This window comes from Pseudoalteromonas sp. BSi20439 (genome assembly GCF_000241165.1).
In the GTDB taxonomy this organism is placed as follows: Bacteria; Pseudomonadota; Gammaproteobacteria; order Enterobacterales; family Alteromonadaceae; genus Pseudoalteromonas.
The window spans coordinates 1-23,569 of sequence record NZ_BADW01000179.1 but is presented as its reverse complement, the minus strand read 5'-3'; the positions used below and the strand labels follow the sequence as shown (position 1 = coordinate 23,569).

Genomic DNA, 23,569 nt, shown 5'->3' with positions numbered 1-23,569 from the left:
GCTCTATTCGGCGGCCCCTTAACTGTTAAGATTAGACCTAGGATGCCAGCCCATACCTTTCTAATTCATATGTAACATTTTTTCTGTCGTACTGGCATCAAGATAACCAGAACTGAGCAAGCAATCTCAAAGGTTGTACAAAATAACACTAAAGTTTTTTCATTAAGTTTTATTGTTGTGCTCTTGTGGTGGCTTTCGCCACCACTTTATTAGTTTTCAAGTTCCACCATATCTTTCGCTGCAATGTCACCAGACACTAGCTTTACAGTTGCGAAATGATCATTCACAATTTTAGTAATTTGTACCGTTCCTACCTTTTCGATAGTGTAGGGATCTTCACCTTCACTCAATACTATTCTTTCATGGAATCTAATAACACTGTATTTTTGCCCAACCTCTGCGCCATGCTTAGCACCAATACAGATTAGAGTTCGATTATCAGAACTTTCTACTACCTGACCTCTCACCATGTATTTATGATAAAAAGTGGTATTGGAACAACCCACTAAATATAAACCGAATGTAAGCAATAAAAGAGCTTTTATATAGGGTGTTTTCATCACTGTTACCTCATTTGACTAACTAATTATCTATACACTTTTTTATGAATTCATTTGTTTTTCCGGCCAGCCCCCGAAGGTGCTTGATGACAACTCCAAGGCTTATGAACAGAGTTATCTTTGATGTTCTGATCAACAAATTTATAGTAACTTTCTTTAGTATGTGTCCACCAATCATCATGAACATCTGCGCCATACTTACGGATTACCTCCTCAATCCCATCAAGGCTTACGTTTGCGGCATCATAGGCAAGGTGTATTTCACCTTCTTTGATGTTGTAACTAACTTCATCTATACCAAAAAGCTGATCTATTTCTTTTACTAACTCGTCACAGCTTTCTTCTGTGACATTGCTAAGCTTTAGGTTTCGAACAACTAAATTTTGCTCTTTAACGCCAACTCTATGATTTAAATCGCTCATAATTTTTCTCCTAATGTTTGTGTGAATGCTGTTGATTGCTATCTTTCATTTCTTCCATTTTACGGTTCATCTGCGGCATCATGTTCCCCATCATTTCTAAATGATGTTCAGCCATCTTGATTTGTTGATGCATTGGCATTTCTTCCATGTTTTTGTGCATGGATTGCATCATCTTCATCATTGAACGGTGATGTTCAACCATCATCTGCTGTTGCTTTTCAGGATCTTTTTCAGTTTTAATGGCATGGACTTCCTTTTTCATTTCCATCATCTTTTTGTGCATTTCTCCCATGTTCTCATGTGGTATTGCCATGCCTTGATGCATATCAGCTTTGTTCGCACCTTCATGCTTATGCTCATTGTTTTGGGCAAATGAGCTAGTGGTTATAAGTAGTGAACTAATAAATAAAATTGATTTAGTTAACGTTTTCATGATTTTTACCTTCTACACTTTTATTAAAATTTGGGATCCAACTTGGTGTCGATTCCATATACCTGTGGTACTCCGAACCAAACTCAGCAATCGCTTGTGCTTCTTCGCGTTTCGCTAGCTTGACGTAAACAACGACTAAGATCGGAAACATCGCAAGTGTTGGGATTGTCGGCCACTGCAATAAAAAGCCGAACATGATTAGAATGAAAGCTACATACTGTGGGTGGCGACACCTTGCATACCATCCAGTTGTAGCCAATTGATGATGTTTTTGCGCGTGATGCAATACATTCCATGCTGAAGACAACATAAAGAAACCTGCAACAATTAACACCATACTCACTATATGAAATGGGTCCCAATGGGCATCACCTTGAAATCCAAAGAAAGTATGTAATAAATGCCCATTTTCATGCGCAAAGAAATTTACTTCTGGATAGGTCTCCGTCAGCCACCCCGACAGAAAATAGATAGTTAAAGGAAAGCCATACATTTCAGTAAATAGGGCAACAATAAAGGCAGAGAACGCGCTTAGACTTCTCCAATCAGTTGATGTTTTTGGTTTGACAAAACTAAAGGCAAAAAAGATAAAAATTGCTGAGTTCAGTATCACCATTGACCATAAGCCATAATCATATGTTTCATTCATCACTGCTCTCCTTTTTATGTGATTCCTTACGTGCCTTTTCTAACCCTTGTATGTAGCCATCGCGATAGGCTGCATTTTTATCCGTGAGTTCTTGAAAGCTCTCTTCCTTTTTTTCATCAGGCGCATGTGAATGATCGTGACCATGTTTACCATGACTGCCATGCATAAATACGTGCATCAAGGGGCATAGCAATAAAATCAAGTAGGGAAGAAATTGCAGCATATGTTGACCATGCTCAAGCACTAAGAAGTAGGTCACTGCGGCAATAAGTGCCAGTGCAGCCCAGCCTGTAGGTGTTGACCAAAAATTAGGGTGTTGATTTTTCATATTGCCCTCCTAAACGACTTTTAAGACACCGCGATACATTTGCATCTGACAGTGAAACTCATGCTCTCCCGGTGATAAGTTCAATAGGGTAATTTGAGTAATTTCATTTAATTTAAGCTGTTCGCTTATATCCAATGAAGGAATAAGCATTGTTTCAGCGCAGGGGGATTGATCTTTGCGCATAAACTTCAGAGTGACAGGTTGGCTAGCAGACACCTGAATTGAGGATGGGGAATACACACCATCCCTCACTTCAATGAGTACTTCATTACCTTGAACGATTGTTTTATTGGGTTTATATAGCCAAAACCACCAAACAATCAGCGCGATTAACATTAAGCCTAATAAGTTAATAACCATCATTGTGATTCTCCTTAATGCTCTTTTGCTTTAAAAAAGCGAAGTCGATTTGCATTTGACACTACAGTCAATGACGAAAACGCCATTGCAGCACCTGCAATTACAGGGCTAAGCAGAATGCCAAAGAAGGGATATAGAACCCCCGCAGCAAAAGGAATCCCGGCTACGTTATAGACAAACGCGCCAAACAAGTTTTGTTTGATATTTCGTAAAGTAGCTTTGCTTACCGCTATGGCATCAGCAAGGCCATGAAGTGAACCACGCATTAGGGTAATGTCAGCACTTTCGATAGCTACATCAGTCCCTGTGCCTATGGCGAAGCCAACATCGGCTAACGCTAGCGCAGGAGCATCGTTGATGCCATCTCCTGTCATACCAACAATTTCGCCGCCTTCTTGTAGCTCTTTCACCTTGTTGGCTTTATCTTCTGGCAGCACTTCAGCAAGAAACTCACTAATACCCACTTTTTTAGCTACGGCGGCAGCGGTTTCCTTGTTATCACCCGTTAACATGATGACGCGTATACCATTAGCCTGAAGCCGTTTGATAGCAGAGATTGAGTCTGACTTGATAGGATCTGCAACAGCAATGATTGCTGCAAGTTCACCATCTACAGCAAAGTACATAGGTGTTTTGGCTTCTTTGGCTAAAGACTGTGCTTGTTCAACAAAGCCTGTGAGGTCTATGCCTTTTAACTTCATTAGTTTATCGTTTCCGAAAAGCAGGGCTTTGTTGTTGCAGCTTGCTTCTACACCAAAACCCGTAATGGCGTTAAAGGCTTCAATTTTTAGTAACTCAATATCCTGATCTAACGCACTTTCAACAATCGCTTGCGCTAAAGGATGCTCTGAGCCGCTTTCTAAACTTGCTGCAAGCTGTAGTACGTCTTTTTCGTCAGTAGCTTTTGCTAAAATAATATCGGTTACCTTAGGTGCCCCTTCAGTAATAGTGCCCGTTTTATCTAAAATCATGGCAGTGATTTTAGAGGCGGTTTGCAGTGCCTCACCGTTGCGAATAAGCACTCCGGCTTCTGCTGCTTTTCCTACTCCCACCATGACAGACATGGGTGTTGCCAAGCCTAAAGCACACGGGCAGGCAATAATAAGCACAGTAGTTGCTGAAACGATGGCAAAAGCAATGGCTGGCTCAGGTCCAAAGTTAAGCCATGCTAGCGCACTTAACACAGAGGTGATCATCACGACAGGTACGAAAAAAGCTGAAATAACATCGGCCAAACGGCCAATCGGCGGTTTCGAATTTTGTGCTCGTTTCACCATATTGATGATCTGTGCAAGCGCCGTGTCTTTACCAACGCGTGTGGCTCTAAATAAAATCATGCCTGATTTGTTCAAAGTACCTGCGACAACCTCATCTTCTTCAGCTTTTTCAGCAGGCATAGGTTCGCCTGTCAGCATGGACTCATCAATAGAGGTGTGTCCTTCCAATACCACGCCATCGACGGGAATTTTTTCACCCGGTTTTACCTTCACAATATCGTTAAATAAAACCTGCTCAATACCTATCTGAACTTCTTTGTTGTCACGAACCACGGTTGCTGTTTTGGCTTGCAAGCCGATAAGACGTTTAATGGCCTCAGAGGTTTTACCTCTGGCTTTGATTTCTAATGCTAAACCTAAATCAATTAAGCCAATGATCATGGCGGTAGCTTCAAAATAAACATGCCGTGCCATCAATGGAACAGCGTCAGGTGCAAACACGACAACCATCGAATACAACCAAGCCGTGCCTGTTCCTAAAGCAATTAGGGTGTCCATATTGGCTGAATGATTTTTGAAGCTCTTCCATGCTCCTACATAGAAATGCTTGCCTGAAAAATACATAACACCAAAAGTTAAAATGCCTACAACCAACCAAGAAATTCGTTCAAGGTTTGTTTCAACCGTCATTTCTCCAACTACAATGCTGTAGATCATCAAAGGAACGCCGAGTGAAAGGGCAATAAACGTATCGCGCATTAGCTTTTTGTAATATGCAAAATCCGCAGCCTCTTTCTCATCAAGCGCATCTGTTGCTGAGCTATCATCAATTGGCTTCGCGTTATACCCCACTGACTCAACAGCTTTGATCAACTCTTTTGTTTTAGCTGTCCCATAAACTGTTACTGTCCTATCAGCAAAATTCATTTCCGCACTGACGACTCCAAGAGTTGCCTTCAACGCCCCTTCAATTTTGCCTACACAGCTAGCACACCCAGCACCTTCAATGATAAGCTGTTGGTTATGTGATACTTTCTCCAACGTATTCTCCTTACTTTTACACGAAGAGGATTGAGCTTTTGCCTGACAGCAACAGCCTGATTCAGTTTTTATATTTGTGTTAGTAGCCACCCTTTTTCCTCCTATGCTTTTTTAATTTGCTCAAAGTTTTCGATGAGATGACAAACCATGTTTGCAGTCGGTGCTTTGTCTTCCATTTCTTCCCATCGAGAAAGCGCAGAAGACATTTTTCCTCGAAGTGCCAACATTGCTTGAAACTGCTTTTCTGTTTCTTCAAGCCGCTCTTTGATCAGGCTTCTGACTAATGGGCACGCACTTTTACCATCTTCAGATTCATTAATAATTTCCTTGATATCTGCAACGGAAAAACCAAGGTTTCTGGCACTTAAAATGAATTTAAGTCTCGATACTTCTTTATTCGAGTATGACTTGTAGCCGTTCACTGACTTAGCAGGTTTTAACAATCCTAATCTGGTGTAATAGCGCACCGTATCAGCAGTCGTTCCAAGGCTTTTTGCCAGCTCCGCAACTTTCATATTCACTCCTCAGTTTTTTAGCTAAGTTTGTACTCTCATCTTCAGCTTAGACCTGTGTCTAAGACACAGGTCAAGTACTAATTCTAGTGAATAAGCTAAAAACTAATTTTTTGGTAAAAGAGAAATCTCGGTCAAAATCGACAGCATTAAGTACTGTAAATAGCAATAGTTTGAGCATGTTCATCATGCCTCCAAAAAATATTGTGCTAATTGTTCAAAACGGTTGGTAATTTAAACCAATCAGTAAATCGTTTTATTTTTGATGGGACTGGCGAAAAAAAGGCGCACTGATCCTGTGATTAGCCAATAATTGGTGGACGATAAAGTAAGAGATGGATACCAGATTTTGGTAGGGGTGTACGCTGTAGAATTAGCTCAGAATGAATATTGCAAATACCTTCGTCTTGCGCTTCCACAAGATAGGCATTTAAATGAAAGCTTGTACAAAAACCGCCTTCACAACAAACACAATCACCAGCTTTACATTTTTCACAGTCTTCATCACCATGACGGTTTTTAGAATCTTGCGAATTTTCAGTGTGATAGTGACTATTGTCAATCATTGATTGATGATGCATATTTTTGCTTGGTTGTATAATATGCGTGTCGGATGAGCCATTATGATGCTCTTCACAATTCATTGGTTTAGCAATCGCAAAGCCATGCTGCGTAAGCAACACAGTTATTATTACTATTTTAAACCACCTGAAAAGTCCAAACATTATCATTCCTTCTTTAGCACCTACAATATTAGCCACTTTATAAAAATAATTTTATGATCTTGATCAACCTTTGAACTAAAACCTACGTTCTAACCTAGCCCTTAAAGTCTGCTTCAAAACATTTTATACACACTTTTAATATACGAATTACTCTAGTACTGCTGAGTTTACTAGCACCATAGAACTTTTAAAAACAACAGCAAAGCCACCATTCATAGCCACACTAATCAGCGCTTGGTCTTCAAAAATTATGCTGCCTAGCTTGTAGTCATGTTTGAAATCGGCCACCTCTAATTGGCTGACAATAAAAAGCTCTTCATAAATTGTTATTAAGATGCCAAAATGCCCATATTGACGTATTGCTTGCCTAAATTGTTGAGTATCATTGAGCCACGACATGATTCTCCTTTCTATACTAGGTTGCTTCCAATAAGTAGCTAATCGTTTTTGTTGTGGCGTAGCACTCTCATAGATAGTTTCGAGATCATTTAACAAGGTTTGCAGTAAAGATTCCGCAAGTAAGCTTGACTTCACCATTAAGGAGGAAATGGATTCATTTTGTCCTACTTCAAATTGTTCTTGGAGTAAGATATCTCCGCCATCAAGCATATATGTGATTTTGTGTATGCTTACACCTGCAAATTCTGGTAGATCCACAATGTAAGTTAATGGCGTAGGGCCTCTACCTTTAGGTAAAAGTGAGGGATGAATATTAAAGGCATATTTTATATCTGTTATGGGCAGTCTATATCCATAGTCAGCAACGACAAAAAGAGTTACTCCAGATTTTATATATTCATCAAGTTCTTCTTTAGTCGGTCTTAAAGAATGTGTCATTATCTTATGTATGCCACAAATTCGTTTAACGATACTTGCGTTTTCCTCTACATCATTAATATAAACAGCTTCAACACTAAAGCCTTGGTTAACCATAAATGTTAAACAGTTTGAAAAGAGATTATTTCCGAAATAGAGGACTTTCATATTCAATTGATCCATTCGATAGCGCTAAAGCCAGCAAAAAGCAAAGGTTGGTGAAGTAAATAAATCAGTAAAGAGTGTTGACTAAGCAATGTCAAATAAGGGTTTATCGCATGTTGATTGGCGGGAGCCAGACGAAAGATTCGGAAATTTGCAGCCCAGATACCGAGCAAGGGCAAAGCCAACCAAGGAAAAAGAGTAACCAAGTCACTAGGATGTTTTGAAATATATTGTTCAATATAGCTAAAAGGCCAATTCCACGGTATTTCTATCGCTATGTATGCGCTAAAAATAAATAAAGATAGCAGCAAAGCAAGTTTAGGTTTCCCCACCAACCAAACTAATAGAAGTGTTGCAACTGCTATGAAGTGTAAAATACCAAAGTAAATCCAATGTTCTGGCAAGGTAAATAGTGAGGATAAAGTCACTAGTAACGCAGCACTAGATATCTTAACCGTTCGCCAAGCTAATTTCTTCGCTGATATACCACCTTGATAGGAATAAACCAGACTGGCACCAACAGAAAACAAGAACAAACTTACAATTATTGCTCTTAGCTCTTTCCAGAAAAAGCCGTTAGGTATGTCTGTTCTAATATAACCAAAATAGTTTAAATCCCAGACAAAATGAAAAGCTACCATCAATATAATTGCGGTAGCTCTCATTAAATCAATGTAGTTATTTCTTCGTATTAAAACCAAAATCTTAAACCGGCAACAAACTCAGTATCGTTGCTGCTCTGCTCGTTTAGCTTGGCGTAATCTGCTGTGCTACCAAATTTATTAGTCCACTCTACACCTACATAAGGTGCAAATTGGCGAGTAAATTCATAACGAACCCTAACGCCAATAGCAGTACTAGATAGCCCACTGCCTAGCTCATTTTGTTCATCGTCTTTACCATAAAATGTTATTTCAGCACGAGGCTGTATAATGAGCCTTTGTGTTAAAAGCAGCTCATATTCAGCTTCTGCTGTAAATGCTGTATTGCCGCTCTCACCTACATACGCTGTCATATCAAGCTCAAACCAATAAGGTGCTAAGCCTTGAATACCAAACGCTAACCATTGACGGTTTTTGCCTTCTTTATAATAATCGTAGCGAATACCGACTTGCGTATCCCAATAAGCCGAAATTGCATGACCCCATAAAATATCAGTTTGATTTTCTTCAAGCTTGCCATAACTAACATCGCCCTCGGTTTTTATCACTAATCGATTAAAGGTGGTGCCGTACCAAGCTTGTAAATCGAAAACAGCAGCATCGGCTTGTTCGTTATACTCAAGGCGATCACCTAAAATAGCGTAAAACTTATACTCATCTGCAAGGGTTAAGCGCTCGCCATCTGCTAAAGCATATGGCCCTTGCGTTAAGGTTGTGCCATTAGCATAAGCGTGTGGATCGCGAGCATTTTTAGGGGCATCGCCGCCTTGCGGCTGCATTTTATCGCCCGCCATATCGCCAGACATGTCGCCCATTTCAGTTTGAGCAAACACATTCAGGCTCAATAACGGTGCGCTAATTAATAGTGCACTAGTAAGTACTGTTGATAAGGTTAAATTTCTCATGATACAACCACCTCTCTAAACATACCTGCATCCATATGAAACAGTAAATGACAATGCCAAGCCCAACGACCAACATCATGTGGCGTAGTTAAAAAGCTAATTCTTTGGGCGGGCTGTACCATTATGGTATGGCGGCGAACTAACACATCGCCTTGATCGTTCTCCAAGTCGCTCCACATACCATGTAAATGCATAGGGTGTGTCATCATGGTATCGTTTTGTAAAATAACTCGTACCCGCTGATTATGCTTCATATGCACAGGGGTACTTTTACCAAACTCTAAGCCATCAAAAGACCAGCTGTAGCGTTCCATGTTGCCGGTTAAATGCAGCTCAATTTCGGCTTCGGGTGCTTGGTGGTCAACTATGCCATCAAGAGAGCGTAAATCTGCAAGTGTTAAAACTCGACGGCCGTTATTGCGCAGCCCAACACCAGGATCGTCTAAGTTTGTGCGTGGCGTATCAACGCGCATATCAATTGAGGCGCCATATTCTGTTTTAGCGTGGCGAACTTTCTGACTTGGAACAGCCAGTGGGTTTTTACCCATATTATGCTTACTATGGTCCATTGCCATTGCACCGTGGTCCATTGTGCTATGATCCATTGCCATTGCACCGTGGTCCATTGTGCTATGATCCATTGCCCCCTGATCCATACTGGTTTTGTCCATGCTAGCGTGGCCCATAGCGCTGTGATCCATTCCAGGCATAGCAGAGTGATCCATATTGCCCATCATATCCCGCATTGCTAACCACTCAACTGGGTCAAGTGCAGGCACTGGCGCATCAATATTAGCAGCGACAGACAAAGTCCCTTTGGCATAACCTGAGCGGTCCATGCTTTGTGCAAAAATTGTGTATGCGTCATTTTTAGGCTCAACAACCACATCGTAGGTTTCACCTGGACCAAAGCGAAACTCATCTACGGTAACGGGTTCAACATTTTGTCCATCTGCTTGTACCACAGTTAATTTTAACTCTGGGATACGTACATCAAAAAAGGTGTTACTTGAGCCATTAATAAATCTTAAACGTACTTTTTCGCCCGCTTTAAACAGCCCACGCCAATTAGCCATTGGCGCAGTACCATTCATTAAATAGGTCATTGCCGAAGCCGATAAATCAGCTAAATCGGTTGGACTCATTCGCATCTGGTTCCACATTTCACGTCGTTGAAGTGCATTAGCAACGCCGCTTGTTGCTATGTCATCAAAAAACTCAGGTACAGTGGGCTGATTAAAGTTAAACACATCCCCCTGAATTTTTAATTTACGGAATAACTCCATAGGATCATCATCAGTCCAATCAGACAATAGGATGACATGCTCATTGTCAGCACTAATAATATCCTTTTCTCTTGGCTCAATAATTAACGCCCCATACATACCGGTCATTTCTTGAAAGCCACTGTGTGAGTGATACCAATAAGTACCGCTTTGTTGTAACTTAAATTTATAAACAAACGTTTCGCCAGGCATAATGCCTTTAAAGCTAATGCCCGGTACACCATCCATTTGATACGGAAGAATGATCCCATGCCAATGAATTGAACTCGGCACTGATAATTTATTAGTTACCCTGATAGTAACGTCATCACCTTCTCTGAGGCGCAAGGTAGGAGCTGGTATTGAGCCATTGATTGTTGTAGCCATTCTTACAACACCTGTGAAGTTTACGGGTGACTCATCTATCACTAAATCTATTACTTCTCCACTTAGTTCGGGCGCAGTACCTGTTGAAGTTCCAGCAATCAAAGATGAAGCTGCATGAAGAACACTTGGAAAAGCAGCTAATACACCGCCAGCAATTACACCTTGTACAAAGCGTCTACGTGGCGTAGAAACTTGATGTAATGGATTTTTAATTCTCATTTTGTACTCCGTTATTTAACCAATAAATTAATGTGACCAATGAATGTGCTTAATCTTCCATTCACCATTTTGTTTTTCCAGCACCATCGTTTCCATGCCTTGATAATCGCGTTCAACACCTTTATGAGTACCTGTAGTTTGACTACGCGACGCAGAGATAGCGGTATTTCCAAGTATCGTCACTTGATGTTCAAGTGTGTCGCTCTTCATCGCTGCTAAATACTTCATATCCGACAACATATGATGATGAGCATATTCATCAGCGCTCCTTTCAACGCGGCCTCCCTCGAAAATGGTGACATCATCCGCTAACTGCGCTCTAGCCTGTTTTTGATTGCCAGTTTCAAGTGCTTGATGAAATGCCAAAACAACTTTTGCGGCAGGGGTATCTATACCTTTAAACAAACCTTTGTCTTTGTTCTTATCACCATGAGCGTTTGCTGCGAAACTAAACGTCATTAATAAAACAAGTAATATATTTATTGTTTTCATTTTCATTCTCTCTTTTAGGTTTTAATTTGCAGGGCCAACAACACTAGTAAGCCCAGCCGTTACAGATAAAATGGCAAAAGCTACTACCATTTCTATCGAGATAGATTTAGATAAAGCCTCTCTGCCTTGACTATTTTTAAGTTGTGGAACGAGTATTAGTTTATGTTTAGCAGCAAGTGCCAAAATAGACACTACAAGGGCCAATTTAAACAACAGTGTTTGTCCGTAACTTGAGCTTATTAGTGCATCAAGACTTCCGACCAATTGAATCACGAGCCAGAGGCCTGCTACCAACAATAGGCTCACTGTAAAACTTGCTTGTTTGCCAAAGCTTTCCATCAGCAAATGAAGTTCTGCATAACTTAGCTGATGGCAAGCCTGTTTTAGTGGCAATAACGCCCCAAACCACCATGCCATAACGAGCACATGCAAAATAAGCAAGCCTTTTTCAATTGTGCCTAACTCAGAAATATGACCCAGTAACGTGAATGAGTATGCAAGGATTAATAAACTCAACATTAAAGCGCTTTGTTTTAAGTACGAGTTCACAGCGAGTTTGAACCTTAAAGCTAAAGCGATTATTGCGGTAACTAGCCCAAGCGCTCGAAGCAAAGCTCCAGTGCCGACAGAGGAGTCCCACATAATAGCCAACATATCAGCGTCTATCGCCCCCTGAATTCCCTCTTCTGCCATTGCACCAGTACTGGCAAAGAACCAAGTAATATTAGCGATCAAAGCCATAACTATATAAGTTCTTGTCCACGTTAAATTCGCTATTACAGCATTAGTATGAGATTCATTATTCTCAAATATTTGCCTGAAAAATGTATAACCAGCAATACAGGCAAAGCCGACGTAAAATACAATTTTAGACAGTACAATGACTGTATTCCAGATATACATTTCCATATCAATCACACCGCCTATTTTAGTGAACCATAAAGCCGAAGCTATGTTTCATTTTATGACCATCGTTACCTAAGAAGGTTACATCCACAGCATAGTTTGCAGGAGCTAATTTAGGTAGTTTCCATGTAAATTTGCTAGTAGCGACTTTAGAAGGCTCGAATCCAAATTTAAATTCTTCGCCTTGTTTATTGGCCAATGAAACTTTTACAACCCGTACCTCTTTGGTGAACACCAAAGTTAACTCTTCTGGAGGATTCATTAGCATTGCATTATCAGCAGGCACACTTTTTTCAAGATGCACATGCGCAAATACCGCACTACTAAAAACGACACTGATTACGGTTAAAAATTTAATTAATGTTTTCATATATACCTCTATTTATTTAATGGATTAACGACTAAATTTATCTTTGAAAATTTTATTACTTGGAATCCCAGCATCTGTAATTATTTTTTCCACTTCACTCATCATTGCTTCTGGACCGCACAAGTAAAACTCAGCCAAAAGCAGTTCTGATTTTTGGTTCATATACGGCAGAAGTACTTTTTGAACATAGCCTGAGTGCCCTTGCCATTCTTCTGAAGGATTAGAAAGAGTAGGAATATAAGAGAAGTTTTTATGCTTCTCACTCAGTGACTTCAATTCATTATGGTATAGCAAGTCATCTTCAGTTCGCGCACCATAGATAAGAGTCAAACCACTTTTATCTTTATGCTTTTTCAACTGTTCAAAAATAATAGACCTCAGTGGTGCAAGTCCTGAACCCGCACCAATAAACACGCGACTAACTTTTTTATTTGAAGTGGCATAAAAATCAGAAAAAGGGCCTTTTGCAGTTATCGTTTCACCTACTTGGAGTGAACCTAAATAACTTGAACCTATTCCTGCTTTAAAACCATTCTTTGCGGTCTGCCAACGGATATTAAACATTAACTCATCAGACTCCTCGTCAAAGTTAACTAATGAGTAGTGGCGAGTTACACCGTTATGAGAAAATTTTCCATGATAGTAGCTATCCCAGTATTTTTCATAGCACTCTGGCATATCATCTGGACGTAAGCTATTCATCCCTGCTGGCACATCAAATTGCATATATGCACCAGCTTTAAATGCCAACTGTTTGCCTGATTTCAGCTTAAATTTCACTTCCTTGATAAAAGGAGTAATGAAATTAGTCGCAACCACAACTAGCTCATGATTTTCAATATTGCGATCAGTATTAACTTCAATCGAACTAATTTCAGAGAACCTATGCTGACATCCAAGCCGATAACCTTCCTTAAGTTGCTCCTGAGATAAATGTTCCTGTTCAGATAGTGTGATAGGTAATTTAGTTGAACTTAAGAACACGCATTTGCCACAAGTACCGCCACCACCGCAACCTGAAGGAAGGTATACATGTGAACTAGCTAGCCCTTCTAGTACAGTTGAGCGACCAACTGCTGAGATGTCAGTAATAGTATTTTCATTGGAAAACGTCACTGCCACTTTTTGCCTGTTAGTGCCCCAACCTAGCTTCAGTAAACCACTTCGATACTGTTGTATCAGCCAAGTAACACCAGTAATTGAAAGGAATAGCGTTGCAAAAGCAAATGCAATGATCAACCAATGGTTAAATCCTCCAGAATTGCCATAGTCCATAAAGTGAAGCTTCATCATCAGATCTTTCAATCTGAAATCATCATTGGCATGGCGAAGTACTTGACCTGTAATACTATCTAAATAAATAGTTGTATTGTTCTCATCCTCAACGGCAACTTGCCACATAGGATTTTGCTGCCTTACGTGATCAGAAAACGGAGGTTGAGATAACACTGGAGTAGTTAACTTACCCTGTCCTGAGTAGGAGTTTTTTGCCAAAGTTAGTACTTGTTCTTCAGACAAATTAAATGGCTTTCCTGTTACAGCATCAAATAGCTTTGAGTGGCGTTCTTGATAGCTATGCTGCCCCTTATCGAACACAAAATGATAGTAAGGCTGATGTAAAACCCATATAAGGTTTACTTCCTGCGGAGCATTACTAGTAATGTCTTTAATAGGGAATAGGTCAAAGCCTGTAATGCTACCTTCATGATGAGAATGAACTCTAAGTTCATTACCACTGGCTTTACTGTGATCCATCAAATTGAAGTAAAGGCCCGTTCCCAACCAAATAAGCAGTTGTAAACCAACAAATAAAGAAAGCCACTTGTGTATCGTTGTATTTAACTTAAATAGTCGCATCAAATGACTCCCTTTTTATTTGGGGAAAGCACTCGGTAATAAGTCAATACTGCGCCAGTAATTGCTCCCATTAGACCTAGAGTTGCGACCAAGAACAAAAACCAGTTAGATACGTTTTCTCCATCATAGTAATCCATAATGTGGAACCGCCACATCCAATCAAACAATCGCCAGTAATCATGACGCTTGGCAACAAGTGATCCTGTTTGTTGACTTATATAAAATGTCGGTGTGGAGAATTGCTCAAACGTCACTCTCCAAACAGGTAAATGCCTTGGGGACAACTCAGCAGGCAAGTTTGTCGCTGACTTAATCAACCTTACGCTGTCGATTTGATGATTCAGCGCATAATGGTATTGTGCGATTTCTTTAGCCTTGATTTCATCTACAAGGGCCTGAACAGCTCCAGTTTTAGCATCTATTGCTACTTTTCCATTTTCTCCATTAATAAAAGAATACAAAGGACGGCCCATACTTTGAGTAAGTGTAACTTGGCTAGCTTTAGGATAATCCGCAGCTAGCTTTACAATGGAGTAATCCATACTTGCTAAATCTATTTTGGCTTCCTCACTCTTAGCCAAGGTTTCGCCGTGTATATAGTGAATATCCATAGTCACCATATACACGCCTGTAATAGACCAGAAGAGGAATTGTATTCCGACAAATGCCATTAGCCATTTGTGATATTTTCTAGCCGTGCTAAGCATTACTTTTTAGCTCCGCCTTAGAAAGCTCCTTGTTAAAGGCGTTTAATTCTGGCTTTTTAACGATTGAGTAAATTACTGGGAGCACAATAAGAGTGAGTAGCACAGCACTTGTCATTCCGCCTACCATAGGTGCAGCAATACGACTCATAATCTCCGAACCTGTTCCTGTACCATATAAAATGGGCATCAAGCCGATAATGATTGTTGCAACTGTCATCATTACTGGACGAACTCGTAAGCCTGCACCGTGCAATAATGCATCTTGATATGCATCATCAGAGATAGGTTCAGCTCGCTCTTCAGCTTTTTCCTTAAGCTCAGCAAGTGCCTGATTGAGATAGACCAACATTATCACACCAATCTCAACCGCTACCCCAGCTAGAGCAATAAAGCCCACGCCAACAGCCACAGAGAAGTTAAACCCTTCCAGATACATCAACCATAAGCCACCAATCATCGCCATCGGCAAGGTAACGATAATGATAGCCACCTCACTAAACGCTCTGAAGTTTAAGTAAAGTAGAATAACAATAATGGCGAGTGTTAAAGGCAATACATAGGTGAGCTTTTCTTTCGCTCTTTCCATATATTCGTATTGCCCAGCCCAAGTAATTGAATAACCTGCTGGTAGTTTTAGATTATTAGCCAAGTGTATTTTTGCACTTTCAACATAAGTACCTACGTCAACACCGTCTATATCGATAAACGTCCAGCCATTTAAACGAGCATTTTCACTCTTAATCCCCGGCGGACCGTTCTCAACTCGAATATCTGCGACATCACCTAGTGCAATGCGTTGACCACTTGGTGTTACAACAGGTAATCGTGATAGCTGCTCAGGAGAGTCTCGATAGTCTTGCGGATAGCGTAAGTTAACAGGGTAACGCTCTTGACCTTCTACCGTTTGGGTAACGTTCATACCACCAATAGCTGTAGAAACCACTTGTTGAACATCTTCGATGTTTAACCCAAAGCGACTTGCCTTATCGCGTGAAATATCAACCTTGATATATCGTCCACCTGCAACTCGCTCTGAGTAAACTGATGCTGTGCCTGTAACTTCGGGTAAAATTTGCTCTATTTGTTGGCCGATTTCCTGAATCACATCAAGCTCTGGTCCGGCGACTTTAATACCCACAGGCGTTTTTATGCCTGTTGCTAACATGTCGATTCGGGTCTTGATTGGCATAACCCAAGCATTCGTTAAGCCCGGAAACTTAACCAATTTATCAAACTCAGCTTTTAACGATTCAGTAGTCACACCCTCTCGCCACTGCTCTTGTGGCTTCAATTGAATAAAGGTTTCAATCATGGTTAAAGGTGCAGGATCGGTTGCAGTTTCAGCTCTTCCTACTTTACCAAATACAGTTTCAACTTCTGGCACAGTGCGAATAAGCTTGTCTGTTTGCTGCAATAACTCCCTTGCTTTACCAATTGAAATACCGGGATAGGTAGTAGGCATATACATGAGATCGCCTTCATCCAATGGCGGAATGAATTCACTACCAATTTTATCGACAGGCCAAAAGCCAACGATAGTCACTAATATTGCTGCTACTATTGTCGATTTTGGAAACTTCATGACTTGCTTTAAAACAGGCATGTAGATAGCAATCAATAATCGGTTTAACGGGTTTTTCTTTTCAGAAACAACTTTGCCTCGAATAAAGTAGCCCATCAAAACAGGCACCAATGTGATCGCCAAACCTGCTGATGCCGCCATTGCATAGGTTTTTGTATAGGCGAGCGGAGAGAACATTCTTCCTTCTTGCGCTTCCAAGATAAATACAGGTAAGAATGAGACTGTAATGATCAGTAAGCTAAAAAATAGTGCAGGGCCTACTTCACTCGCAGCCTTAGCAACAATTTGCCAGCGATTTTCATCTGTTAGTGGTGTTTTCTCCATATGCTTGTGCATATTTTCAATCATCACTATTGCACCATCAGTCATCGCACCAATCGCAATAGCGATACCGCCTAAAGACATAATGTTGGCATTGATGCCTTGCATATACATGATAATGAACGACACCAAGATACCTAATGGCAGAGTAACAACTGCCACAATAGATGAGCGAAGATGAAATAGGAAAGCCACACAGACAATAGCAACGACTGCAAGCTCCTCTAGCAACTTGCTCCAAAGATTATCAACAGCACGATCTATTAACTTCGATCTGTCATAAACAGGGACAATCTCCACCCCCTCTGGTAGAGAAGATTTAAGCGATTCAAGTTTTTCTTTTACCCCGTTTATGGTTTGTTGAGCGTTTTCACCAAAGCGCATAACGACAACACCACCAACAACTTCGCCTTCACCATTAAGCTCTGCGATACCACGGCGCATTTGAGGCCCTAAATTAACGGTAGCAACATCACCAATACGCAATGGCGTGCCTTGTTCGTTAATACCAAGTGGGATTTTCTCTATATCACTAACTGATTGAATATACCCCGTTGCGGTAACCATATATTCAGCTTCAGCCATTTCCACAACGGATGCGCCAGTTTCTTTGTTCCCTTTTTGTAAGGCTATTTGTATTAAACTTAGAGGAATATCGTAAGCTCTCAATTTATCAGGATCTACTTGCACTTGATACTGCTTAACCATACCACCAACGGCGGCAACTTCGGACACGCCCGGAACAGTTTGTAGTTCATACTTTAAGAACCAGTCTTGAATGCTTCTTAATTGGCTTAGATCATGGTTTCCAGACTTATCTGTTAAAGCGTAAATGTATACCCAACCCACACCTGTTGCATCAGGTCCTAATTGAGGTTTTGCCGAATCAGGCAGGCTTGATGCTACTTGGCTTAAGTATTCAAGTACTCTGCTTCTAGCCCAATACAAATCAGTATCGTCATCAAAAATAATGTAGACGTAGGAATCACCAAAAAATGAGTAACCACGAACAGTTTGCGCCCCCGGCACTGATAACATCGCTGTAGTAAGAGGAAATGTCACTTGATCCTGCACTACTTGTGGTGCCTGTCCCGGATAGCTCGTCTTAATTATCACCTGCACATCAGAAAGATCGGGGAGTGCATCTACTGGTGTTTTTTGTAATGAATACAAACCACCAAACGCGATAATTAAGGTAATCAACAAAACAAAGAAACGATTGCCGATAGACCATCTAATAATTGATTCAATCATTATTTTTCTCCCACTTAATGATTAGAATGATCAACAGCAGCTTTATTTTCCTTGCCGTGTTGTTCATCTGATTCAAGAGAAATGTCAGTGATAACTAAGTCATCTCTAACCTCAAAAGTGAAAGTGACATTATCACCGACATTGAAATCAACCATTTCTATATTGTCCGCGACGATAAAATCCATCGTCGCAGCAGGTCTATCCCATTTCTCTATTGGGCCTCTGCTAATATTTAGAACACGCGTATCAACATTAATAGAATTAATTAGACCTGATACTGTTGCAAAAGATACTTCTTCACTCATATCACCAGGCTCACTCATGATATGAATTCCAGTAATTTCATATCCACCGTCTTCGGTTTTGCTCACTTCAAAGTGCAAAGATTGACCTGACTTTAATGAGTCAATATCGACTTTTTCAGCCACAGTAAAATCCATAACCATTTCAGGCCAATCCCAAGCTTCAGCAGGGCCATGTGAAATATTAACCATGCGGTGCCCTGCCATAACACTATTAACATCCCCTTGCATCCAAACAGAGTTAGGCACTTCATCATGAGTCATTCGTTTAAAGTCAGAGCTTTTACTTGATTCAGAATCAATCAAGAATTGGGCAGATGTCACCACAACGTCATCTTCATTTAAGCCGTCTAATATTTCGATGCTGTCGATATCAACCCGGCCAATAGTCACTTCAATAGATTTAAATTGCCCATCACCTAACGCAAGTACTACTCTGTCCTGTTTACCTGTTCTAATAACGGCTTCTTTAGGCACGAGGATGGTGCTATCAGCTTGATTAGCGTGAATAGAGACTTGTGCAAACATATTTGGTTTTAATTGATAGTCTGTGTTATCAAATTTCAATCTCACTCGGAGTGTGCGTGTTTTACTGTTCAATGTTGGATAAACATAATCAACGACACCAGCCCAGTCCTCACCGGGTAAATAATCCAGTGTCATTGATACAGGAAGTCCTTTTTTAATTAAGGCTGCGTCACGTTCAAACACTTCTGCTTCAACCCAAACTTGATCTAGCTGGCCAATGCTTAATAAGGTGTTTCCCGGCTTTACATAAAAACCTTCTCTAACCTTCAAACCATCGACAACACCTGCTTGTGGTGAATAAAAGGTAATTGTTTGCTGAACCTTTCGTGTCTTTTCTAGCTTTTGAACAAAGTCTGCTGAAAGCTGTAACGCTTTTAGGCGATCTTTGGCTGCTGAAATTAAAGAACTATTGTTGCGCTTTAACGCTATTAACAGCTCTTCCTGAGCATTAACTAACTGAGGAGAATATAGTGTATAAAGAGGCTGCCCTTTCTCTACAGGGTTACCTGCTGCTTTGATGTAAAGTTTATCAATCCAGCCATCAACCCGTGGGTGGATATGAATTAGCTTATCTTCATCATATTGAACATAACCTACCGTTGAGATTTCAGTATGCATATTTTTCAGTTCAACAGGTGCAGTGCGAACCCCAAGGTTATTCACTACATGAGGCGCAATTTTTACTGCTCCGGGGCCAAAGTCATCACCAGATGATCCTTCCTCATACACTGGAATTAAATCCATCCCCATAGGCGACTTACCGGGCTTGTCCCGGCGGTAATTAGAATCCATCGGTGCAACCCAATACAGAGGCTTTTTCTCTGCTGATGTTGCTTCATTACTATTACTGTTTGAGCCAGTACCTTGATATAAACTCAATGCTCCAGCACCAAGTGCTGCCCCAATGATGATGGCAATAATAGTTTTTGTATTCGTTGACATTATTTTTCTCCAAATTGCTGATTGGATAAGTGCTGATTAGTTTTGTGTGAAGTTTGCATCGACTTATGTTCAGCATTTGAGTTAGATTGAGAATGCGCAAATAAATAGTTGATACGAGCAACTGTTTTAAGTGCGTCAACATCAATTCTTAAAGCTGATATTCTGGCATTTAATTCTGCGATTCTTGCTCGAACAACTTCGGCAAAATCGCCATCATCATTTGTGTAGGCTGTCAATGACGCTTCTGCTTGGTCATGAGTTTGTTTAAGGAGTTGTTCTTGATAGATAGATTGTCTATCTGATAAGCGTTTAAGCTGTCTTAGTTCTTTTTCTAAAACACTGATCATTTGCTTTGTCAGTAATAGTTTCTCGGTTTTAATAGTCTCTGAATCTGCAATAGAAGCTGCAACTTGCTTATCTTGTCTGTTCTCGGTAAACAAGGGTAAATCAAACGTTACCCCAACAGAAAATAAATCAGCTCGGCTATCACCAGAGGGCATATTGTCGCGATAGGCATAACTAGCATTAACACCCCATTCCGGCTCATATTGCTGTTTGGCTAACTCAATTCCTTTTTCTGAAGCTTTGCGTTTTATATCAATTGCAAGTATGGCTGGGTGATTCGAAAGCTCCTGAGCCAATAGATTTCTTGAGTAATTAGATGCTTTTAGGACTGTTGGATTATTCAATTGAATCGAAGGCAATTCTTTTGAGACGCTAAACTCTAATGGTTGCGCGTCAAAGTTGAATGATTCATTCAAACGATCCGCATCGTAAATATGAAGCCACTCATTGAGACGAGCGATTGTCGTTTCTAGTTTCTGCTTTTGCGAAGTTAATCTGTCATCTAACTGCACGATTTCCAACTGAGCACGAATAACATCTTGCTGTCTAGTTTTACCAACAACGTTTGAATAGCTAGCTTTAGCCACTTCCGCCATCTGCTCAAAGAGAGACCAATCATCTTCAATCAATTTAATAGTTTGTTGGGCTAAGTAAGCATCTAACCAAAGTTGTGACACTTGGCTTTTCAACTTAGCTTTACGATCCTCTCGTAACAGTGGAAATTTCGTGGACTCAATTTGTAACTGGTCTTTCTTGATCTCTAGACTGTCGCCTCTCGGAAACATTTGAGAGACGCCAACCTTTAGCTGAGTCATTCCTTCCTGATCTAAATCCCAAGTATCTGTTGGTAAATTCATTATCCCTAGCGATACTTTCGGATCAGGCAAAGTACCTGAAGCAATACTTCTATTTTCAACTGCACTTTGTTTCAATCGGCTACCATGAAGCCAAGGATCATTTTGCTGAGCTAAGGTGATAGCTTGTTCAAGCGACACTACTTTCTCAGCTTGAGCTGAGAATACAGATAAGCCGAGTATTAATGCAGTTGAAAGTGAAGTAAGGTTTGAAGAGTTCAATTTCATTAGAATTGCTCCTCGTATGTCTTAACTTTTGCATAGACTTTGCTCGTTCCATCTTTAAATAGAATTAACACGTTGTATGGCATAAAGCGGTCATCGACTTCCATACCGGGAGAGCCAACTGGCATTGCTGGAACTGAAAGCCCAATCGCATTGGGATGTTCTTCTGATAAGAACTGCTGAATAAATTTAGCAGGTATATGACCTTCAAAGGCAAATCCATTTCTACTCACTGCCGTGTGGCATGAACGGTAATTAGGTTTGATACCATACTTAGTTTTGATGTTGCCGATGTTTCGGAAATCTTTGGAATGCGCAACGATCCCTTTGTCTTCAATATGAGTTATCCATTTTTTACAACACCCACAAGTAGGGGTTTTATAAACGATTAACTCCAAAGGTGTTACGTCGTTATTGTGTGCATGGTTATGTTCGTTGGCGTTTGCAAACGCAGGTGAAAGCAGCATTACTACTGCTATTTTTAAATACTTATTGATCATTTTTGCCCCCAGACATCGCTGGAAAATATCTATAGCGCTACGACGCTATATTGACTAACAGAAAAATTAATTACATGTGCGAGAAATTTGGACGCACTAATCCTGTATTAGGCAAAAATTGGTGGACGATAAAGGGAAGTGGAAATTGAATGAGGTTGTTTAGATTGCAGAGCAGCTACAGATTCACTGAATATTTGAATATCTGTCGAATCAATACTGGAATTTAGGACTGTCGTAGATGAGCAAGCATTTGCAGGACAAATACATTCAACGTCACAACAATCTTCTGATTGACCATTACTGCTTTTATTCATATCACCATGATCCATGTTCATGTTCATGTTCATGTGTGATTCGTGAGAACCTGATGACATTTCGCAAGGCATAGCAGAATACGCAAATGCTTGCCCTACAGAGGCAACCAGCATAAGCGTCATTACTAAGACTTTTGAAAATGCTTTAGACATAAAATTCTCTTACAAATATACATCTCTAATACTAATGCAAATTTTTGACTAAGTCAATTGATGCTGTATAAACATTTATGAATATTTGATTATCGTCAAATTTTTCAAAGAGGTAAGTGACAAATAATAATCTCATCAGACTTCTTATCTTCGCTATTCAATGGCTTTTATTTTGAGACTTAAGTTGCTCTCTCATTTCTAAAACTCGATCTGCCGAATAAGCTCCTGCTCTCATAACAACCAGTTCAACAAATGAAATATCAATTAACTTATGGTCAGCATCAATCACATAACAACTCCCACTATGTGTGTATATTTCTAACTTATCCTCATCAGCAGATTTGCTAACAATCTTTGAAGTCACGATTTGCTGAAATGGCCGAAACCTGAATGTTTCATCTTCAATAACCCCCCCTGATAAAAACTCGCCAAGAAATATTTTTTCAAATTCTTTATAGTCGTAAACAGATACTATGTAGGCATCCTTTAAATATATTCTATCCAACGTATTCCCTTACTAATAACTAGCCGGGAGCATATCTCGCAGCTCTAATAACTCATTAGGAGAATACATACACTCATGCATTAAATTAAACTCAAATGCATTTACATCAAACTCTTTAGATTCAGCATCTAAGATATAAAAGTCAACACCAAAGCACTTACTTTCTAGACCATTGATTTCCAAAACCTTTATCGTGAATAAAGCATCTCCTTCTTTACCATTTTCATTTTCGTCAGCAAATGTGCCGTAAAGCACCCGTTCAACTTTTTCCTCTGTATCAGATTGAATTGAGATAAGTTTTGCGTTGGTTAGTTTTACTCTAGGTCTCATGCTTGAACTCCTTTCATATCTTCTACAGAAAAAGGACGAAAAAAACTTAGATATTTAACCCCATCAACTTTAAGCAAATTGTTGTCAGCATCAAAATGTGACAGAACACTAGATTGATACAACGAAATGTATTTTTCATAATCGATTGTGTTAAAAAAGTTGGTATCAACGCGCCTCGCATAAAAAACAAGATCTTGCTGTTCGATACGAACAATGAACTTCTGATCGCCATCTAGATTTTTGACTCGTAGACATAAATCAGGTTTGTGCCAATCAGATACAAAGGAAGGAATCAATGGGAAGCCATATACCAAATAGCGCATACCTTCGATTTTGAAGGTTGTTGGATTGAACTGAGCCTTATTTACTTTGCCGCTACTGAATAATTCAAGTGTCAACACCAGCCAGTGCACATG

The 23,569-nt window shown here is 40.1% G+C and carries 25 protein-coding genes and 1 pseudogene; all 26 read right to left on the bottom strand.

Features of this window, described 5'->3' with window-relative positions:
• Nucleotides 1-209 precede the first annotated feature (209 nt).
• Nucleotides 210-560: a hypothetical protein gene (locus P20439_RS14105; protein WP_024602002.1), complete on the bottom strand. Its 351-nt coding sequence runs from the start codon at nt 558-560 to the stop codon at nt 210-212.
• Between the two features lie 50 nt (nt 561-610).
• The gene (locus P20439_RS14100; RefSeq protein ID WP_008467865.1) at nt 611-982 is read right to left on the bottom strand and encodes a hypothetical protein; all 372 of its coding nucleotides are present in this window, start codon (nt 980-982) and stop codon (nt 611-613) included.
• 10 nt (nt 983-992) lie between these two features.
• A complete protein-coding gene (locus P20439_RS14095; protein WP_008467863.1) occupies nt 993-1,415 on the bottom strand; it encodes a hypothetical protein in 423 nt (140 codons plus the stop codon).
• Nucleotides 1,399-2,064: an isoprenylcysteine carboxylmethyltransferase family protein gene (locus P20439_RS14090; protein WP_008467861.1), complete on the bottom strand. Its 666-nt coding sequence runs from the start codon at nt 2,062-2,064 to the stop codon at nt 1,399-1,401. Before P20439_RS14090 ends, P20439_RS14095 begins: the two co-directional genes overlap by 17 nt.
• Nucleotides 2,057-2,392 (bottom strand): DUF2933 domain-containing protein, encoded by a 336-nt coding sequence (locus tag P20439_RS14085; RefSeq protein WP_008467859.1) that lies wholly within the window; start codon nt 2,390-2,392, stop codon nt 2,057-2,059. The genes P20439_RS14090 and P20439_RS14085 overlap by 8 nt, the downstream gene beginning before the upstream one ends.
• A gap of 9 nt (nt 2,393-2,401) precedes the next feature.
• Nucleotides 2,402-2,755: a cupredoxin domain-containing protein gene (locus P20439_RS14080; protein ID WP_004589267.1), complete on the bottom strand. Its 354-nt coding sequence runs from the start codon at nt 2,753-2,755 to the stop codon at nt 2,402-2,404.
• Nucleotides 2,756-2,766: 11 nt separating this feature from the next.
• Nucleotides 2,767-5,010 (bottom strand): heavy metal translocating P-type ATPase, encoded by a 2,244-nt coding sequence (locus P20439_RS14075; protein WP_008467856.1) that lies wholly within the window; start codon nt 5,008-5,010, stop codon nt 2,767-2,769.
• A 101-nt stretch (nt 5,011-5,111) separates the two neighbouring features.
• Nucleotides 5,112-5,525, bottom strand: a complete 414-nt coding sequence (locus P20439_RS14070) for a MerR family transcriptional regulator (RefSeq protein WP_008467855.1) — start codon at nt 5,523-5,525, stop codon at nt 5,112-5,114.
• A 299-nt stretch (nt 5,526-5,824) separates the two neighbouring features.
• Complete coding sequence (locus tag P20439_RS14065) at nt 5,825-6,205, bottom strand: hypothetical protein (RefSeq protein ID WP_008467851.1); 381 nt, start codon at nt 6,203-6,205, stop codon at nt 5,825-5,827.
• A gap of 189 nt (nt 6,206-6,394) precedes the next feature.
• Nucleotides 6,395-7,246, bottom strand: a complete 852-nt coding sequence (locus tag P20439_RS14060; protein WP_238529425.1) for a formyltransferase family protein — start codon at nt 7,244-7,246, stop codon at nt 6,395-6,397.
• Nucleotides 7,234-7,929, bottom strand: coding sequence for a heparan-alpha-glucosaminide N-acetyltransferase (locus tag P20439_RS14055; RefSeq protein ID WP_259413530.1), 696 nt, complete (start codon nt 7,927-7,929; stop codon nt 7,234-7,236). The genes P20439_RS14060 and P20439_RS14055 overlap by 13 nt, the downstream gene beginning before the upstream one ends.
• Nucleotides 7,920-8,795 carry a copper resistance protein B gene (locus P20439_RS14050; protein WP_008128029.1) on the bottom strand — a complete coding sequence of 292 codons (876 nt, stop codon included), beginning with the start codon at nt 8,793-8,795 and terminating at the stop codon, nt 7,920-7,922. The genes P20439_RS14055 and P20439_RS14050 overlap by 10 nt, the downstream gene beginning before the upstream one ends.
• Nucleotides 8,792-10,666, bottom strand: a complete 1,875-nt coding sequence (locus P20439_RS14045) for a copper resistance system multicopper oxidase (RefSeq protein ID WP_008467849.1) — start codon at nt 10,664-10,666, stop codon at nt 8,792-8,794. The genes P20439_RS14050 and P20439_RS14045 overlap by 4 nt, the downstream gene beginning before the upstream one ends.
• 27 nt (nt 10,667-10,693) lie before the next feature.
• Nucleotides 10,694-11,164 carry a DUF4440 domain-containing protein gene (locus P20439_RS14040; RefSeq protein WP_008467847.1) on the bottom strand — a complete coding sequence of 157 codons (471 nt, stop codon included), beginning with the start codon at nt 11,162-11,164 and terminating at the stop codon, nt 10,694-10,696.
• A 15-nt stretch (nt 11,165-11,179) separates the two neighbouring features.
• Complete coding sequence (locus tag P20439_RS14035) at nt 11,180-12,067, bottom strand: copper resistance D family protein (RefSeq protein ID WP_036934206.1); 888 nt, start codon at nt 12,065-12,067, stop codon at nt 11,180-11,182.
• A gap of 19 nt (nt 12,068-12,086) precedes the next feature.
• Entirely contained in the window at nt 12,087-12,434 is a 348-nt protein-coding gene (locus P20439_RS14030; RefSeq protein WP_004589258.1) for a copper resistance CopC family protein, read from the bottom strand.
• Nucleotides 12,435-12,458: 24 nt separating this feature from the next.
• The gene (locus P20439_RS14025; protein WP_004589257.1) at nt 12,459-14,291 is read right to left on the bottom strand and encodes a 2Fe-2S iron-sulfur cluster-binding protein; all 1,833 of its coding nucleotides are present in this window, start codon (nt 14,289-14,291) and stop codon (nt 12,459-12,461) included.
• The gene (locus P20439_RS14020) at nt 14,291-14,902 is read right to left on the bottom strand and encodes a PepSY domain-containing protein (protein ID WP_232311327.1); all 612 of its coding nucleotides are present in this window, start codon (nt 14,900-14,902) and stop codon (nt 14,291-14,293) included. Before P20439_RS14020 ends, P20439_RS14025 begins: the two co-directional genes overlap by 1 nt.
• Before the next feature lie 88 nt (nt 14,903-14,990).
• Nucleotides 14,991-18,155 (bottom strand): efflux RND transporter permease subunit, encoded by a 3,165-nt coding sequence (locus tag P20439_RS14015; protein WP_008467841.1) that lies wholly within the window; start codon nt 18,153-18,155, stop codon nt 14,991-14,993.
• Nucleotides 18,156-18,169: 14 nt separating this feature from the next.
• On the bottom strand, nt 18,170-19,927 hold the full coding sequence (locus tag P20439_RS14010; protein WP_008467840.1) for an efflux RND transporter periplasmic adaptor subunit: 1,758 nt from the start codon (nt 19,925-19,927) through the stop codon (nt 18,170-18,172).
• The gene (locus tag P20439_RS14005; protein WP_008467837.1) at nt 19,927-21,354 is read right to left on the bottom strand and encodes a TolC family protein; all 1,428 of its coding nucleotides are present in this window, start codon (nt 21,352-21,354) and stop codon (nt 19,927-19,929) included. The genes P20439_RS14010 and P20439_RS14005 overlap by 1 nt, the downstream gene beginning before the upstream one ends.
• Nucleotides 21,354-21,851, bottom strand: a complete 498-nt coding sequence (locus tag P20439_RS14000; protein WP_004589252.1) for a DUF411 domain-containing protein — start codon at nt 21,849-21,851, stop codon at nt 21,354-21,356. Before P20439_RS14000 ends, P20439_RS14005 begins: the two co-directional genes overlap by 1 nt.
• Nucleotides 21,852-21,958: 107 nt before the next feature.
• A complete protein-coding gene (locus P20439_RS13995) occupies nt 21,959-22,318 on the bottom strand; it encodes a hypothetical protein (RefSeq protein WP_036934198.1) in 360 nt (119 codons plus the stop codon).
• Between the two features lie 157 nt (nt 22,319-22,475).
• Nucleotides 22,476-22,823, bottom strand: a complete 348-nt coding sequence (locus P20439_RS13990; protein WP_016899198.1) for a hypothetical protein — start codon at nt 22,821-22,823, stop codon at nt 22,476-22,478.
• Between the two features lie 12 nt (nt 22,824-22,835).
• Nucleotides 22,836-23,153: a hypothetical protein gene (locus P20439_RS13985; RefSeq protein WP_008109627.1), complete on the bottom strand. Its 318-nt coding sequence runs from the start codon at nt 23,151-23,153 to the stop codon at nt 22,836-22,838.
• Nucleotides 23,150-23,569: pseudogene (locus P20439_RS13980) on the bottom strand (hypothetical protein); the annotation flags it as partial. The pseudogene P20439_RS13980 and the gene P20439_RS13985, both read right to left, overlap by 4 nt.